Below are 16,349 nucleotides of genomic sequence, written 5' to 3'. Positions count from 1 at the left end.
CAAAAATGCAGTTATTTTCGTTGTTGCTCATCGTTCATATTGCGGCCGGGACGGTTTGTCTGATTACCGGAGCGTTGGCGGCCTCGGCAAGAAAGCGAAAAGGTGCGCACACATTGGCCGGTGAAGTATACCATCTGAGTTATGTGGTCGTATTCCTCACATCCGTAGTGATGTCCGTCATGAAGTGGTCGGAGATCGCCTTTCTTTTCTACATTGCCTTGTTCTCGTACGGGTTAGCCCTCTATGGCTACCTTGCGCGGAAGATGCGATGGAGGAACTGGCTTCGGCCGCACATAAGCGGCATGCTCGGTTCCTATATAGGCATTATTACCGCGGTGCTCGTAGTAAACGGCGAGGCCGTCTCTTCGGTAACCGGCATTCCGCCGCTGTTTCTATGGTTCATTCCGACGATAATCGGATCACCGCTAATCCGCATGACGATTGCCCGTGCCACAGGCGGCCGCGCGAAGAGAGAAGTCTGAGGGCTTTTTGACAAGGGGTAGTTTAGAAAATATATTAAAGGCATGGATAAGGAAAAAGTTACATCGACCAACAAAACGAGCTGGCGGCGCGCCTGGGAATTACGAAAGGCGCGGTGACGCAGCTCATCGCGCGTCTGGAAGCGAAAGAACTCGTGATTCGTTCGCCGCACCCGCATGATTCGAGAGCGACATTGATTTCACTCACCGAAATTGGAAAGGACGCTAACGCAGCCCACGAAGAAGCGCATCTCCGATTCTATGATCAGCTTCGCTCCCAATTGGACGAACAGGAGATTCGTATATTCGAAAAGTGCATAGATAAATTAAACGAATTTTTGCGAAAGTAAATTTTTCTTGTTCGTTATAGTCAGATTGCTTCCGGTGAGCCCAGCGAAAACGGTAAAATTCACCGCTAGTTTGTTAAATCTAGGGGATTCGGGATTATTTCAGCGCCTGAATCCGGCATTCGTATCAAACGTATCCGGACATTAATTGTCCGAATATAGGTGATCTTCACGAAACTTATTTTTCAAACGTGTGATACATTTGTCCAGCGAATGATCATTATGGCAACGGAATGTACACAAATGGTCGTTGTTTCGCATTCCATCGGGTGAGTTTTTTCGTACTTCTGCGACTATGGCAATAGTCTGTACGTAATCTGTCGTCTAAACAACCGTTTATGAACAGAGTATTGCCATAATAGATCCCGATCGTCGGAATTCGCTACAATTATGGCAATCCGACGACCATTTGAATACAACCTATTTCCATAAAAGTTATCCGACTACCGCACGACTCCTTCGACATATCACTTTGGCAATGGAATGTACATAAACGGCTGCGTCGTTTCGTACCGAAAGTCTGTTTAAATGGTTATAAAAACTGAACGGAAATTTGAACACGTGCCCGAAATCCCAATCATGATGCGCAAAATCGTTATCACGGTATTCATGTTCGACTGGCGCGGTTCCGAAATGCTGCATCGCCTGTGTTGCTCTTGCATTGAAAAATAATCGACAGTCCGCCTTCGAGAACCTTTTCCATCCCCTGCTCATAGCCCCTTCAATCGCTTCCATTCCTCGTGCTTTGCCACAATCTTCTTCCATATATCGTCCCGTTCTTGGTTGCTGTAGTTGACCAGACGCTCGCCGAAAACATCACCCAAAACTTCAAGCCATTGCGATTTCGTCCGAATCTCTATCTTTTCGATGCCGCTGCCGTCCCGTTTGCTCCAAATGCAGCCTCTAAGTTCATTACTTCCGGAAGCGTGCCTATGCCGGACAAGAAACAAATTAATCCATGGCGACTCCGGCGAAAGGCTGTAATGATCATGCTTCGGCTTAAACTCATCCAATTCGTATACGGCCTCAGGAGCGTAATCCACTCCGGTGAACGAAGCGAGAGGGTCGTGCACCAAGCGCCATCCGTTCTTAGCGACGCCGGATTCCGTAACCTTGTAATTTAACGGACCCTGCTCATAATGTCCCGATTGAAGCGGCACCGGTTCATAAGGCATATCGCCAAGGCCGACATCAATGATCCATCTCTCTTCCTGTTCTTCAGGCAAGCTTACCGTTAATCCGAGATGAAAAGAATTGATCCGCGGCTCTTCTCCCAACGGCTGGACGCCGGCCCTGTGCCAACTAACGTTATACCCCAAGGAACGGAGAAGAGCGCTGAACGCTCCGTTCAGATGAAAGCAATAACCGCTTCTGCCGCTGATAATAAGCTGCACGGATTGATCAATATCGATGGAAGCCGGCCTTCCCGCAAAAATATCAACCGTTTCCCAGGGAACGTTCTCCACATGAGCTTTATGAAGCTCAAATAAATAAGCTTTGGTAGGAGGCTGAACATCTGGAACACCGATTCTATGTAAATAAGCTTTTATTTCCTCGTTCGTTAACATTGCGCATACCTCTCCCTTGAATTGGAATTGATGCTTTCCTCTGCCACCTATAATAGGTTACCTTTAGGTAACGTGTCAACAATATTTTGCCGATTATTTACACGCAATATTTTATGTTATATAATAATTACGTAATTACGTATTTAGATGAAATGCTTCGCTATTACGATTACAAAAGGAGACAACAACTCTATGACCGTAGAGGCAATTCATAATGTGCAAGATTTGTTAGATATGCTGGACTCTCTCTTTAGAGAAGAAGGGCAGTGGTGGGACACGTTTTATTCCGACAGAGGTAAAGGCATCCCCTTTTTCGTGAATGCTCCGGACGAAAACTTAGTTCAATACTTCCAGGATCAACATATTAAAGCGGGAAGGGTTCTGGAATTAGGCTGCGGCGCCGGCCGAAATGCTTTCTATATGACGGAACAAGGGTGTACCGTGGATGCCGTAGATATTTCACAAGAGGCTGTCAATTGGGGAATGGAACGTGCGAAGGCTAACAATAAGCAGGTTAATTTTCTTTGCAAAAATATTTTTGACCTTACTATTGAACCGGAATCCTACGATTTTATTTACGATTGCGGATGCTTCCATCATATTCTCCCTCACCGGAGAATCACTTATCTTGACATGTTGAACAGAGGACTGAAACCGGGCGGACACTTCGGCTTAGTATGCTTCGCATTAGGAGGCATGGGTGCGGACATGACCGATTGGGAAGTATACCGGCAGCGAAGCCTGAAAGGCGGATTAGGTTATACGGAGGAAAAAATAAAAGCGATATTTAGGGACTTCGAGGTAATCCAATTCAGACGCATGCGAAAAATCGAACAACCGGACTCATTATTTGGCGAGTCATTTCTATGGACTGCGTTATTCAGGAAGAATAAATAAAAGTCCATCCCGCAAAGGATGGACTTAAATAATAATCGCTTCTCTACAATAATTTATTTGATGCCGCGAATTCCCATTATTTCGCTGCTATCGTCAAAGGAGCGTCATAAATTTTGTTCAACTGTTGTTTGCCGCTCTCAACAATGAAAGATGCCCGCGTTGCAATCGGTGCGCCAGGACGGCTCACATAAGGAACTGTCCGGTAATCGGCCAGCCAAATTTCGGGAGTTACCGTGCAGCGCACGTACCCGCGAAAGTTGTTATGGAACTTGATATGCGGATTTTCCGCCATAACCGTCTCACTTACAGCGTTGGCTTCCGATCCGTCACCTCCTGAAGAGATGGAGGTTCCGACAAACTCAACGCCGATGCTTGAAGAGGACGGATCGGCGAAATCGGCTTTGATTTCATTCGCCCAGCTGTTATGGACGTCGCCGGTCAGAACGACAAAATTGGAAATCCCTTTCTCCTTAATGAAGTTTAGAATGCGGTCACGGTTGGCCGGGTAGCCGTCCCATGCATCCATGCTTACTTCCTCTCCGGTTCCGCCCTTAAAATCCCGCTTCGCAAAGAATACCTGTTGAGCCATCACATTCCAATGCGACTTGGAATTACCCAGTCCTTCCAGCAGCCACCGCTCCTGCTCCGCCCCCATAAGCGTTCTGTTCGGATCCATGGATTCCGGACTTGGAGGCTTGCGGCCGTCTCCGTTTGCTTGGTCATCCCGGTACTGGCGGGTATCAAGAACATGAAAATCCAGCAAATTGCCAAAAGAAAGCCGTCTGTACAATTGTATGTAGGCTCCTTGAGGCAATGAGGAGCTCCTTAGGGGCATATGCTCATAATAGGCTTGGTAGGCGGCAGCGCGGCGCTGTATAAACGGCTCGATCGGCTGGTCCTTTTCCGGAATTAAGCCGGCGAAGTTGTTCTCCACCTCATGATCGTCCGTTGTGACCACCCAAGGAAAAGCTTCATGCGCCGCACGCAAATTTTCGTCGCTTTTGTAGAGAGCATAGCGGTTGCGGTAATCTTCCAACGTGATGATTTCATCGCTGTTATGCGCTCGAACTCTCGGGTTGATGCCGCCTTCATAGATGTAATCTCCAAGATGAAACACGATATCAAGCTCTTCCTGGGCCATGTGTTTATAAGCGGTATAATACCCCTGCTGCCAATTCTGGCAAGAAGCAAAAGCAAATGACATCTTGTCCACTTGGCTTCCGAAAGCCGGCAACGTCTTTGTACGCCCTACCGGACTGATATCCGCTCCGACCTTAAACCGGTAGTAATAGACGGAGTTCGGCTCCAAGCCGTCCACCTCAACATGCACCGAATGTCCTAACTGTTGTCTGGCGAACTCAACCCCATGCTTTACGACATTGCTAAAGCCTTCATCAGCTGCGATCTCCCATCTTACCGGCACGTCGTAAAACGGCATTCCGCCTCCGTTCAGCGGCTCGGGGGCCAACCGGGTCCATAACACCACACTGTCCGGCAACGGATCTCCGGAGGCGACACCAAGGGTAAACGGATACGATCTTATTTCCTCTGCCGCCCCGAGGACAACTTTGCCCTGAAGCGAGCTGGCGATGGTTAATCCGAGCGAAAGCGCCGCATACTTACTTGTCGCACGCAAAAATTTTCGCCTGTCCATTCTCTCCGAGTTCAATTTTTCGAAAACGAATAGACCGTTTGATTTTCTCTTATCCACTATTTATCCCTCTTTCCCTGTTCAAATTGTTTTTCTAGTAGACTGTAAACGGTAACTGTTATTTGTCTGTTAAATGTATATAAAAAATTTATGAATATGGGATGCTAGCGGGACAAAAAAAAGCCTGCAGACTCTGTTCCAAACGGAACTTTGTCTACAGGCTGAGTCCTTCCCAGCGCGCGCTATTAAGGATCAAGCGACGGTATGCCGCCGGTTTGAATGACGGGGCGTGATGCCCCGGCTGCAAGTAAACCACTTTCCCAAGGCCGTAAGCGCGCTCCCATCCTGCGGGGATCCGTTTTCCTTCGAATTCGTATTCGAGGAAAATCCGAATGTTGGCGAACGGGTCGAACTCGAACATGTACGGCTCTTCATCCACTGCAAAATCCTCCACGCCCTCGAGCAGCGGATGGTCCTTCGCCGTTCCGTAGTAGTTCAGCGGTTGGTAGGGCGGATGCCCCGTAAACTTCGCGCCGATCAACTGAGCCAGTACGTCGCTGCGCTGCACCGAAATGCCGTTATGGATCGCGAGCAAGCCGCCGCCGCCCGCCACATACCGCAGCAACCCGGCAATTTGTTCCGGCGCAAGGTCGCGGTTTCAGCAGTCCGTATAGCTGATGCATAACGGAAGCTGTTCGGGGTCCAACGCTGCGAAGCGGTTATAATCTTCCGAGCTCTCCAGCCGAAACTCTCCGCCAAGTATCGCCTCAAGCTCCAACCGCGCGGGCTCCAACGGGTGCCACGGTGCGTTAGCGTTGTCGCCGATCAACAGTACGTTCGTCTTCTCGTTCATATGCTCTTCTCCTCCCGTTTCGTTCGTCCGGCTCACCATGTCAGCTCTTTGCCGGTGTCCGCTTCGATGTAAACCGGCTTTTCGCGGATCTCATCTTTGTATTCCTCGATCCGTCTCATAATGTTGGCCGCCGCTTCTTCCGGCGTATAGGTCGCGGCGGCGTCAAACGTGCCTCTCATATACGACTTGACCCAGCCGGGGTGAAGCAGGATGACCCGTCCGCCGTTCTTGCGAATTTTGTTATGGATGATTGCGGATCCCATATTCAACGCCGCCTTCGCCATGCAGTAGCCGAACCATGCTTCGCGGTAGCTTTGCCCGATGCTCCCGGCTTCCGACGAAATGTTGACGATCAACTTGCCGCCGTTCATTATCGGGCGGATGAGCGCGTTCGACATCCGGATCGCTCCGACGGCCGTCACGTTATACACGCGCTGGACTTCATCGAAGTCGATGTCGTCTTCGATCGTATTGTTCGTATCACCGAGTATCGCCGCGTTATTGATCAAGAGATCCAACCGGCCGGTCTTGCTCTTGATAAAATCGGCTGCTTCCTTCACGCTCCGGTCGCTTCCCACATCCAATACAAATGCGTGCAGCATGCCGGGGAACTGCTGTGCAAGCCGGTCCGTCTCTTCATTCTCTTTCATGATGCCGCCCGCAAAAACCGTATACCCCGCATGCAGCAAATGCTTGACAAGCGCAAGTCCGACCCCTCTGTCCGTGCCGGTTACGCACGCCGTTTTGTCCTTCGCCATGTTCATCTTCTCTCCCTTATACAAAAAACTCCCTTAGTAGGGAGGATTTCATCAACTGCTCTGTCTATGGTTGACCAACTCCATGATTCGGTTATAGATGGCTTTTGCCTCTCTCGTACTCCGCGCCCGGTTCAATTGTTTGCGAAGTTCACGGTACGTTTCCATCTCATTCGGGTTCAGCACAATCGGTTCTTGAGTCTGCGCTTCTTTTTCTTTTGATTCCCACATGGAATAACTCACTCCTTTTTTCCCTCTGAGTTTCTTCCTGCTTCCTTCAAACGTTTCTCCATATCATCCAGCCGCCGATTGTAATCTATGATTGCCGTATTCGTATGTTTTTCTGCAAGTTTGTTTAGATATGAACCGCCGCTGATTCCGGTTAGTATAGCATACAAGACGATCGTCCATATCGTCGGCTCCGAAGTCGCGATTGAAATAACGCAAGAGACGAAACCCGCTGCAGCGCCCAGGACTACTTCCCTCCAACTGCCGATCGACCATCGCTGCCGTTGGTTTTCATCTTCAAATATGTACGGAGGAAGAAAACCTTCCGACGAAAGCAGCGTGTTTAAATAACCTCCGAAAGCCCCGATAATGAGAGACAGGATAACCCAGATCACTTGATCTTGCACGCTGTTGCTCCCTTTGTTTTCTATCATTTTATCACGAATTGGCTGTATTTGGAACAAAATAAGGCTCAAAGAGCCGACAAGCGCTCTTGAGCCTTTCTCAGTATGTCTTGAGCTTTTACATAGTATCCCTTTGCTTCGGCCGATGACCGCGAGACGTTTAATTTCCTTCGAAATTCCACATAAAGCCGATACTCTTCCAGGGATAGTAATTCATAGATCTCCACATTGGCTTGATCCATTCCAAACCTCCTTTTTTATAACATAAGATTTTCAGGGCATGAAAAGGTAAATTCTTATGTATATAATTATTCATTACACGCGCTATTCTATACCCCTACTCCGAAAGTAAAATGCCTGCCGGCAAAACCATACGAATTACCGCTTCGATCTTGGTTGCGATCAAGATTCGGCCTTTCGCCATACCGTCCTTTGTTTCAATCGGACGTCTTACGATCAAGTAGTCCGAATCGTCTTGCCGGTCCAGCCACTGCAGCGTCTTGAAATCGCTGGCTCTTACGTTGGCGAATCTTCTTCCGGATGCGTTTCACCAAATCGTCGACAAGCCGGTCGTCGCCTAAATAGTCGTAACCCCATATTTTTTGCACGAGCTGCACTCTCGTGAACGGCAAATTCCGGTGCCCGGCCAAAAATTCGAACAGCTCATACTCTTTCGCCGTCAGTTTGATTTCCTGCCCGTCTTTTTGCACCACTCTGCGATCCTTGTACAGCTCTATATCTTTAATGGCGATGCTAGCGTTATTCGGATGCGTTTTTTCCAGTCTCTTAAAAATGTTCTTGAATCGCGCCAACAGCTCCCGCGGGCTGAACGGCTTCGTCAAGTAATCGTCCGCTCCCAACTCCAACCCGAGCACCCGGTCGATCTCCTCGCCTCTGGCGGTGACGAAAACAATCGGAATGTCGCTCGTTCTGCGAATTTGTTTGCACAATTCCATTCCGTCGATCCCGGGCATCATAATATCAATCACAAGAAGGTCGGGTTTAAGCCGCCCGATTTCCGGCAGCACCGTGCTGCCGTTGTCGAACATGGTCACTTTATAGCCTTAGTTTTCAATATACTTTTTCAAAATATCTCTAATACTCTTCTCGTCATCCACTACAAAAATGTGCTTCACGCCGACACTCTCCTTCTAACATCTCTATTATAGCACCGCCAAGTGGGAGTGAGGGATTGTACCGTTTACTCTTCTTTTATCGTTTCTTTCGCTCGCTCTCCCCTTCACTCAGACGCAGCTTCATGATTCATTCCGCAATTGATGCTGCCATTATATAAGCCTGTCCGGAACTCTATTACGAGAGTTTCCTGAACGAACGGGAGAGTGAGCGAACGAAAATAGGACAGGGTTACCCCTGCCCCTTGTGTTCGTGCGTTGAACTCGCGCAATCAGTTCAAGATCGCAATAATCTTATCGAGCAAGACGATCTTGTACCCGAGTTTCGCGTTAATGTCGCCGAAGATGGCGATTGCTCCGTTAATGTGAAGCTGCGCCTTTTCCTTTTTGCCGTCTTTTGCCGTTAACTGCATGCAGCTCGTCGCGGAACTCCTTTAACACTTCAAGCTTTTGGACCTGAACCGCCGTTTCGTCGACCGCCTCCACCGCGCTTTCGTTCACCGGCGGGACAGCCGGCGCCTCTTGGGCGAGCGCGCTTCCGATTCCCGCGAACATCATCACACAAGCCAACATTACTGCAACCTTTTTCTTCATTTTCCGTCTCTCCTTCAATTGGTGGATTTTGTTTACGAGTTCAGTCTAGTAGGAGAGTGTGGAATAACCCGGATAAATTTGTGGAAGAAGTGTGTGAAAAAATGTTCGCGATTGGAGAGGCAAAAGTCAAACAAATCGATGCTGCCACCGGTGCAGCGGTAAAACTTACCGCTGAACGCCGGTGGCCAAAGGCGGCAGACTTACGCCTGGCTTCTGATCCAGACGGTCATTTCGCCCGGGCCGCGGTTGCTCCATGCATAATACGGGATCGCCCGGATGGAAGCCGGGACTGTTCGCCTGGCCGCAGCTCCGGCGATATACAACGCGTCATCGTCGATGTCTTCGGGATCGGTTCGCAGCGCCTCGCCGGTTATGACGGTGACGCCGCCAAGAAGCCCCTCTTCGAAACGCGCCTCCAACCGCGCATCCGCGGGCAGAACGATGTCCTGCAAATTCGCTCCGTTATCCGCCTCCTCCAAGCAGAACACGATCGGCCCGCGCTTCAAAGCGACTTTGCCCGCGTTCTCCCGAACGTTCGGATGCGAACGCACGACCGCCACTTCCATCGCCATCGACAGCTCCACCCGGTCGCCGTCATGCCAGACCCGGCGAATATACACGTAGCCGTTCTCAGCCGGTGCAGCCGCAACATCTTCACCGTTGACGGTTACAACCGCTTTCCCGCACCACGAAGGCACCCGCAGCGCCAAAGCGAATTCGACCGGCTGCTCCATGCCGCCCAACGAAATCGAAGCGCGTCCGTCCCACGGATAGTTCGTTTCCTGAGTCAGCTGCACAGACCGGCCACCGATGTCCGCAGAAAGCTTGCTGCCGACATAGAGATGAACGTACAACTCCTGCCCCCCGCTATTTACCGAGTACGCGTATTGTCCCAGCGACGCGATAAGACGGGCGATGTTCGGCGGACAGCACGCGCAGCCGAACCATGGCTGGCGGGTCACCTTCACGCTTGACATATCGTGGCGGAAGTTTGCCGTATCGGGCCACACTTCAAGCGGATTGACGTAGAAATAGCTTTTCCCGTCCAACGAAATGCCGCTTAACACGCCGTTGTACAAAGCCAGCTCCATCACATCCGCATAATCGCGGTCCGCCTCGATTTGCAGCATCCGCTGCGCCCAAAACATCAAGCCGATCGATGCGCACGTTTCCGCGTAGGCGCGGTCGTTCGGCAAATCGAACGGAACCGTAAACCGCTCCCCGTGCGAGGACGAACCGATCCCGCCCGTCACGTACATCTTTCTTCTCGTTACGTCCTTCCAAAGCTTCTTGCAAATATCCAGCAGCTCCGGATCGTTATAATCGGCGGCCAAATCGGCCATTGCGCTGTACAAATACACCGCGCGTACGGAGTGTCCTTCGGCCGTCTCTTGTTCGCGTACCGGGAGATGCGCTTGGAAATAATCGTAGAAGCGCTTCGGACGGCTCTTCACCTGCTTCTCTTCGCGCTCCTCGGCTTCCTTGTCGAAGAAATGCGGCTGCCGCCCCCGCTCGTCGACGAAAAACTTGCTCAGCTCCAAGTATTTCTCGTTTCCGGTCGCCTGGTACAGCTTCACCAGCGCCAGCTCCACTTCGGGATGACCGTCGTAACCGGGCTTCTTGCCGGGCTCGGCGCCGAAGACGGCTCCGATGTAATCGGCGTAACGGCACATGATATCGAGAAATTGCCTTTTGCCGGTAGCTTCGAAATAAGCAACCGCCGCCTCCATCAGATGGCCGGCGCAATACAATTCATGGTTGTCGCGCAAGTTCGTCCAACGAGCGTCCGGCTCCTTCACCGTGTAATACGTGTTCAAATATCCGTCAGGCTGCTGGGCCCGGCCGAGCAGCCCGATCACTTCGTCGGCGATCGCCTCGAGCTTCTCATCCCGATCGATCGAAAGAACGAAACCGACGGTTTCCAGCCACTTCCCAAGGTCGCTGTCCTGGAACACCATCCCGTAATACTCGCCCTCGGCTTCCCCCGCGGCGATGCGGAAGTTTTCGATCGTATGGCTCGGCTCGGCGCCGGGAATCGAATCGTTCAACGCATCCCACTGATAAGGAACGACGGTGTCGATAATGTTGCGCTGCCGGGGCGACCAGAACGAGTCCTCGATTTTCACCTGCCGCAAAGACACGGGTTCCATACGCTTCTTCAACGCATTCTCTGTATTTTCCATGTTCATCTCTCCCAACTCTGATTCATTCGCCTTTGAGGCCCGACAATGTGACGCCTTTAATAAAGAAATCTTGCGCCAACAAAAAGATTACGATCAACGGAAGTATCGCGATAACGGTACCGGCCATGAGCACCGGCCAATCGGTGGAGTACATGCCCTGCATGGAGGCGAGCCCCAGCGGAAGCGTCATTTTGCTTTGCGTGTTGATGTAAACGAGAGGCGCCAGGAAATCATTCCAAGTGCCCATAAACACGAAGACGCCTAATGTAGCGACGGCCGGCTTGGACAACGGGACGAAGATGCGCCAATATACCCCGAACGGCGTGCAGCCGTCGATCTTGGCGGCGTCCTCCAGCGAAGCGGGAATCGTCAAGAAAAACTGGCGCAGCAGGAACGTGCCGAACGCAGATACGAGCGCCGGCAGCACGAGCGACCAATGCGTGTCGACCAGATTGTAATACCGCATAATGATGAAGTTCGGAATCATCGTCACTTGCGCAGGCACCATCATCGTCGCTATATATAACCCGAACAGCAGCTCCCGGTACCGGAACCGGAGCCGCGCGAACACGAATCCTGCCATCGAGCTGGTCAAAAGCTGGGCGATCGTAACGATGACGGTAATTTTCAAGCTGTTCAGAAAATAGATGTCGAACGGGAACCGGTCGGAAATGCGCAAATAATTTTCCCACCGGAACTGTTCCCCCGCGAACGTCGGCGGAAACACGAACACTTCGCCGATATGCTTCAATGACGTGCTGACCGTCCATATGAAAGGCAAAATCATCGTAACGGCGCCGGCGAGCAGTATGAGGTGCGCGGAAATTCGCAATGACACTTTCGTTCTCACTGATGAATTCCCTCCTTAATACACGCCCCATTTTTTCTGATGCCAAAATTGAACCAACGTAATGAGAAACACCATGAAGAATAAAATGTACGCCATCGCGCTCGCATAGCCCATATAGAAGTACTTGAACGCATTTTCATACAAATAGTACACAATAACCGAGGTCGAGCGGGCCGGTCCGCCTTGCGTCATCAGGAATACCGAATCGAACACCTGGAACGAGCCGATGAACGACATGACGCTGACGAAGAACGTCGTCGGAGAAAGCAGCGGAACCGTGATATAACGAAACTTCTGGTGCCATTTCGCTCCGTCGATGTCCGCCGCCTCGTAATAGCTTTCCGGGATCGACTGCAATCCGGCCAAGAAAATCAACATATTGAAGCCGAGATTTTTCCACACGCTGGTGAGGATGACCGCCGGCATCGCCCATACGGTGCTGGTCAGCCAATCCGGCCCGTCAATCCCGAACCACCCCAAGAAATAATTCAGGATGCCGTACTCAGGATTATATATCCATTGCCACACGACGGCGACCGCGACCATGGAAGAGACGACAGGCAGAAAATACGCCGCTCGGTAAAACTTCTTGAATTTGATGTTTTGATCGAGCGCAATGGCCAGAAACAATGAAATGAAGATACCTGCGGGAACGGAAACCGCCGAAAAATAAATCGTGTTCCACAACACTTTAATGAACGTTTCGTCTTTCCACAGATCGTAGTAATTTTGCAATCCGACCCACTCAATCGGCTTCAACATATCCCAAGACGTGAAACTGAGCAAAAAGGACGCGATCACCGGAAAAAACGTGAAAACGAGAAACCCGGCAATGTTGGGCAGCAGCAGGAGGAACGCCCAGGTCGCGTCTTTGTAAAACAATTTCTTGACCTGCCCTCTACTTTCCAAAATCATGTCATCCCCCCAATGAGGAAGCCCCAGAATGATCTTCCGGGGCGATTCCCGCGTTATTTTGCCAGTTCTTCGTTTGCTCTCGTTTCGATGTTTTTCACCGTATCGTCCGCGGATTGGCCGGAGTACCATAGCTTATCCGTCTCTTCCGTGATAATGGAGTTCACTTTGTTGTGGCGGATGAGTGCGAACGGATAAGGCTCGGCGTCCCGGAAGAACGGTATGAGCTCCTTGAAACCTTCGGGATGAACTTTATCGTTATACCATTTCGCAATGCCTTCTTCCGTATAAAGCGATTTGCGGTTAGGCATCCACAGGCCTGCGGAAATCAAATCGATCTGATATTCTTCAGAGGAGAGAAACTTCACGAGCTCCCACGCCTCTTTCGGATGCTTGGTTTTCGCCCATGCGGAATGCACGTGCGCTTGGCCGTGCGTCTTCGCCTCTTGGAACTTCGGAAGCGACGCAACGCCGACCGGAAACTTCATGGCCGCGAGCTCTTGGAGCGCCCAGGAGCCGTCGACCATCATGGCGACCTTGCCGGTTTGCAGCATTTGGGCCGGGCTCATGCCGATGCTTTCCAATGTTTTGGCGGTTGGGGAGGCGCCGTCTTTCAGCCTGAGATCGAGGACGGCCTGAAGCACTTCTTTCGCCTGCGGGCTATTGACGCGCATTTGCGTTCCGTCTTCGTTAAACAGCTCGGCGCCGTTGGAGAACAGCATGGCGCCCGTCATATAGAAACTCTCCAGTCCGAAGAAGCCGTATTGCGTAACTTTGCCGCCTTCCGTCACTGTCAGCTTCTTGGCGGCGTCCCGGAACTCGGACCACGTCCATGCTTTCGCCGGGTCGCTGGGCGGGTATGGAAGATTCGCCTTATCAAAGATGTCCTTGTTGTAATACAATACAGGAGAGACGGTACAGCTGCTGACACCATAAATTTTGCCGTCGATGGACATGATGGTTGCGGAGGAAGGAATGAAATCGTCGATGGACATTTCCGTTTCGAACATCGGGGTCAGATCAAGCAGCACGTCGCGTTCTTGGAATGAGCGGTAATCGGTCGCTCCGAGGAAGAACACGTCCGGAGCCGCATTGCCGGCCAACATCGTCAGCAGCTTCTGGGAGTACTGCGCTCCAGGCACCGGCTGGTATTCCACCTTGATGTTGGGGTGCTCCTTCATAAACTTGTCGAGGCCCTTCTTTACGCTTTCGGTCTCCAGCGGACTGGCTTCCCATCCCATAAACTTCAAGGTGACGGTTTTGCCGTCGCCTCCGCCGGAGCCGCCCTCATTGGTGTTCGTTGCGGTGCTTCCGCCGCCGCCGGAACATGCCGAAGCTATGAGCGCGCAGAACAAGACGGCAGCCAAAGTTCGTAATCGCTGCTTTTTCAATCCATAACCCTCCTTCGACTTTCTTGTTCAGGTTACTAATGCAAACTGCAGTTGCATGCTACTGTCAAACGCTTGCAAACGCTTGCAAAAATATCATATCATCCGGCTGTTTGCTTGTAAGTAGCCCAACCATGATATTTGGTGGATAAAACTGACTATATCTTCAGGATCGATATTCGCTTATTGGAGGGATGGAACCTTGTTATATTTGAAGACCGGCATCGAACGCCCGCTTGAATTTATTTCGTCCGGACAATTTATTTCCAATGTGCCTTGGACGCATTCCCGCAGATCGATCGACGATTTCGAAATCATTATCGGCGTGAATAAATGTCTGCACATCAGCACCGAAGATACGGATTACGAGGTGCGTCCCGGAAATGTGCTCCTGCTGCTGCCCAAACGGGTTCACGGCGGAAACAAGGTTTGCGAGAAAGAGGTGTCTTTCTTCTGGTTTCACTTCGCTCCCGCTTCGTACGAGCTGATAGACGATGCGGCGATGGAGCAGGAAGTGGCTGAGATCAAAAAACCGGACTCCGAAAGGCGCATATCCAACATATATATCCCTTTGTTTTTTACGCCGCAAGGGATTGAGAAAATCAATATCATGTTTCAACAGCTGCAGCATGTCGTCAACTCGAACTACTACACGCTGCAAAGCGCAAACTACGTAATGACTTCTCTGCTCATCGAGCTGTCGGAACAGACGATCACCGACTACTTTCTTACGCAGCAAAAATCCGAAGGAGAGCGCCATATAGCCGAAATCATCGAATGGATCAGAATTCACGCGATGAGCGACATTTCGGTTTCGGACATTGCGGAGAAATTCAATTATAACCGCGACTATTTGTCCAGGGTGTTTAAAAGACGGACAGGCATCAATCTTCAGGAGTATATTCATCTGATGAAAATATCGAAGGCGAAGGATATGTTGTCGAGAAGCAGAAAGAGCATCAAGGAAATCTCGAAGATTGTGGGCATCGACGACGAGAAGTATTTCATGAGGCTGTTTAAGAAGTACGAAAATATTACGCCGACCGAATACCGGACCGCGTTCTACCGCACTCATTTGAACAATCACTAGAATCGTCGGCGCAGGAGGACAATTTTGTACATTTGGTGGATAAAACTGATGTTATGGGGAGGCTTCGTGCGACGCGATTGCACCACGTTGTATCAATGTGAAACAAGAGCAGTGAGTTAGCTATCTGCGATCAAAAGCAAGTCGGGCCGCAAGACCCGTCAGCACGCTTGCCATAAGCCACTGCTGCATACGAAGCCACATCGGGCGTGTGCCAAACCAAGAAGCGACATTACTTGCTGCAAGAACAATCAGCAGGTTCACCGCAAAGCTGACGACAATTTGCGTGAGACCTAATGTTGCGCTTTGCAACAGCACCGATCCTCGCGAAGGATCTACAAACTGAGGCAGCAGCGACACGTACAAAACGGCAATTTTCGGGTTTAGCAGATTTGTCATGAATCCCATTAAGAATAGCTTTTTCGGAGGTTCAACTGAGAGCGTGTGAGGCTTAAAAATGGAAGCGGCACCTGGTTTCACCGAATTCCAAGCGAGCCAGAGCAAGTAGACGGCCCCCGCCCACTTTACAGTTTCATAGACGTACGGGACTATCAGGAATAGCGCAGATAGGCCGAGCATGGTTGCGATGATATAAAATACGAATCCAAGAATAACTCCTAGCAGCGAGACCACACCAGCCGCCCGTCCCTGCGAAACGGAACGGGAAAGCAGGTAAATCATATTAGGCCCCGGAGAACAAACCATGCCGAGTGAAACGATTGCAAAGGCAATCAACGTACCGGAACTCACCATTTCACATCACTCCTCTCGGCTCCGCATTTTTCCACATCGTATGCAACTCTTCCCGCAATACCAAGCTCTTTTTCCATTTCGCAAAAACTTCCCTCTGAACGTTCTACTGCATACACTGTACCAGAATCCTGGGTGCGGCGCCGCAATAGAAAAAGTTCCTTCACGTTTCGCAACCTCTTTCGCACGCTCTCCCCTTGTTTCAGATGTTCCGTTCATCCGTTCTAATATTTCCCCGACTTCACATTCGTCTCCTCCTCATGCGCACAC

General features: G+C 50.7%; 19 protein-coding genes and 1 pseudogene. 4 read left to right on the top strand and 16 right to left on the bottom strand.

The annotated features are described in order from the left end of the window. Positions 1 to 5: 5 nt before the first annotated feature. Positions 6 to 482, top strand: a complete 477-nt coding sequence (locus JET16_RS25340) for a DUF2306 domain-containing protein (protein WP_199621881.1) — start codon at positions 6 to 8, stop codon at positions 480 to 482. 74 nt (positions 483 to 556) lie between these two features. Continuing rightward, positions 557 to 829 (top strand): annotated as a pseudogene (locus JET16_RS25335) (MarR family winged helix-turn-helix transcriptional regulator); the annotation flags it as partial. Between the two features lie 707 nt (positions 830 to 1,536). Here JET16_RS25335 and JET16_RS25330 read toward each other — a convergent pair. Next, positions 1,537 to 2,394: an arylamine N-acetyltransferase family protein gene (locus JET16_RS25330; RefSeq protein WP_199621879.1), complete on the bottom strand. Its 858-nt coding sequence runs from the start codon at positions 2,392 to 2,394 to the stop codon at positions 1,537 to 1,539. A 192-nt stretch (positions 2,395 to 2,586) separates the two neighbouring features. Here JET16_RS25330 and JET16_RS25325 point away from each other — a divergent pair, with 192 nt between their 5' ends. Beyond that, positions 2,587 to 3,291: a class I SAM-dependent methyltransferase gene (locus JET16_RS25325; protein ID WP_199621876.1), complete on the top strand. Its 705-nt coding sequence runs from the start codon at positions 2,587 to 2,589 to the stop codon at positions 3,289 to 3,291. Positions 3,292 to 3,367: 76 nt separating this feature from the next. Here the strand turns inward: JET16_RS25325 and JET16_RS25320 are convergent, their stop codons facing one another. The 13 genes from JET16_RS25320 to JET16_RS25265 form a co-directional block, all read right to left on the bottom strand. Next, the gene (locus JET16_RS25320) at positions 3,368 to 4,945 is read right to left on the bottom strand and encodes an alkaline phosphatase D family protein (RefSeq protein WP_199622012.1); all 1,578 of its coding nucleotides are present in this window, start codon (positions 4,943 to 4,945) and stop codon (positions 3,368 to 3,370) included. Positions 4,946 to 5,156: 211 nt separating this feature from the next. Continuing rightward, positions 5,157 to 5,576: a ThuA domain-containing protein gene (locus JET16_RS30345; RefSeq protein WP_325176778.1), complete on the bottom strand. Its 420-nt coding sequence runs from the start codon at positions 5,574 to 5,576 to the stop codon at positions 5,157 to 5,159. A gap of 24 nt (positions 5,577 to 5,600) precedes the next feature. Further along, the gene (locus JET16_RS30340; RefSeq protein ID WP_233532237.1) at positions 5,601 to 5,795 is read right to left on the bottom strand and encodes a hypothetical protein; all 195 of its coding nucleotides are present in this window, start codon (positions 5,793 to 5,795) and stop codon (positions 5,601 to 5,603) included. A 32-nt stretch (positions 5,796 to 5,827) separates the two neighbouring features. Next, positions 5,828 to 6,553: an SDR family NAD(P)-dependent oxidoreductase gene (locus JET16_RS25310; RefSeq protein ID WP_199621873.1), complete on the bottom strand. Its 726-nt coding sequence runs from the start codon at positions 6,551 to 6,553 to the stop codon at positions 5,828 to 5,830. A 51-nt stretch (positions 6,554 to 6,604) separates the two neighbouring features. Beyond that, entirely contained in the window at positions 6,605 to 6,781 is a 177-nt protein-coding gene (locus JET16_RS25305) for a hypothetical protein (protein ID WP_199621860.1), read from the bottom strand. A gap of 8 nt (positions 6,782 to 6,789) precedes the next feature. Next, the gene (locus tag JET16_RS25300) at positions 6,790 to 7,185 is read right to left on the bottom strand and encodes a hypothetical protein (protein ID WP_199621857.1); all 396 of its coding nucleotides are present in this window, start codon (positions 7,183 to 7,185) and stop codon (positions 6,790 to 6,792) included. A 65-nt stretch (positions 7,186 to 7,250) separates the two neighbouring features. Further along, a complete protein-coding gene (locus JET16_RS25295) occupies positions 7,251 to 7,424 on the bottom strand; it encodes a hypothetical protein (protein ID WP_199621854.1) in 174 nt (57 codons plus the stop codon). 195 nt (positions 7,425 to 7,619) lie between these two features. Further along, positions 7,620 to 8,237, bottom strand: coding sequence for a response regulator transcription factor (locus JET16_RS25290; RefSeq protein ID WP_199621851.1), 618 nt, complete (start codon positions 8,235 to 8,237; stop codon positions 7,620 to 7,622). A gap of 438 nt (positions 8,238 to 8,675) precedes the next feature. After that, a complete protein-coding gene (locus JET16_RS25285) occupies positions 8,676 to 8,909 on the bottom strand; it encodes a hypothetical protein (RefSeq protein ID WP_199621848.1) in 234 nt (77 codons plus the stop codon). A gap of 200 nt (positions 8,910 to 9,109) precedes the next feature. Next, positions 9,110 to 11,092: a glycoside hydrolase family 127 protein gene (locus JET16_RS25280; protein WP_199621845.1), complete on the bottom strand. Its 1,983-nt coding sequence runs from the start codon at positions 11,090 to 11,092 to the stop codon at positions 9,110 to 9,112. Between the two features lie 22 nt (positions 11,093 to 11,114). Then, the gene (locus JET16_RS25275; RefSeq protein WP_199621842.1) at positions 11,115 to 11,942 is read right to left on the bottom strand and encodes a carbohydrate ABC transporter permease; all 828 of its coding nucleotides are present in this window, start codon (positions 11,940 to 11,942) and stop codon (positions 11,115 to 11,117) included. A 15-nt stretch (positions 11,943 to 11,957) separates the two neighbouring features. After that, positions 11,958 to 12,857, bottom strand: a complete 900-nt coding sequence (locus tag JET16_RS25270) for a carbohydrate ABC transporter permease (RefSeq protein ID WP_199621839.1) — start codon at positions 12,855 to 12,857, stop codon at positions 11,958 to 11,960. Positions 12,858 to 12,910: 53 nt separating this feature from the next. Continuing rightward, positions 12,911 to 14,245, bottom strand: coding sequence for an ABC transporter substrate-binding protein (locus JET16_RS25265; RefSeq protein WP_199621836.1), 1,335 nt, complete (start codon positions 14,243 to 14,245; stop codon positions 12,911 to 12,913). Between the two features lie 199 nt (positions 14,246 to 14,444). On the opposite strand from JET16_RS25265, the gene JET16_RS25260 reads away from it, so the two are divergent. Further along, entirely contained in the window at positions 14,445 to 15,332 is an 888-nt protein-coding gene (locus JET16_RS25260) for an AraC family transcriptional regulator (protein ID WP_199621833.1), read from the top strand. 120 nt (positions 15,333 to 15,452) lie between these two features. On the opposite strand, the gene JET16_RS25255 is transcribed toward JET16_RS25260, so the two are convergent. Continuing rightward, positions 15,453 to 16,082, bottom strand: coding sequence for a LysE family translocator (locus tag JET16_RS25255; protein ID WP_199621830.1), 630 nt, complete (start codon positions 16,080 to 16,082; stop codon positions 15,453 to 15,455). Then, positions 16,076 to 16,246 carry a hypothetical protein gene (locus JET16_RS25250; protein WP_199621827.1) on the bottom strand — a complete coding sequence of 57 codons (171 nt, stop codon included), beginning with the start codon at positions 16,244 to 16,246 and terminating at the stop codon, positions 16,076 to 16,078. The genes JET16_RS25255 and JET16_RS25250 overlap by 7 nt, the downstream gene beginning before the upstream one ends. Between the last annotated feature and the right edge of the window lie 103 nt (positions 16,247 to 16,349).

It is taken from the genome of Paenibacillus alkalitolerans, assembly GCF_016482785.1.
GTDB lineage: Bacteria > Bacillota > Bacilli > Paenibacillales > YIM-B00363 > Paenibacillus_AE > Paenibacillus_AE alkalitolerans.
This window is presented reverse-complemented; position numbering and strand designations above follow the sequence as displayed.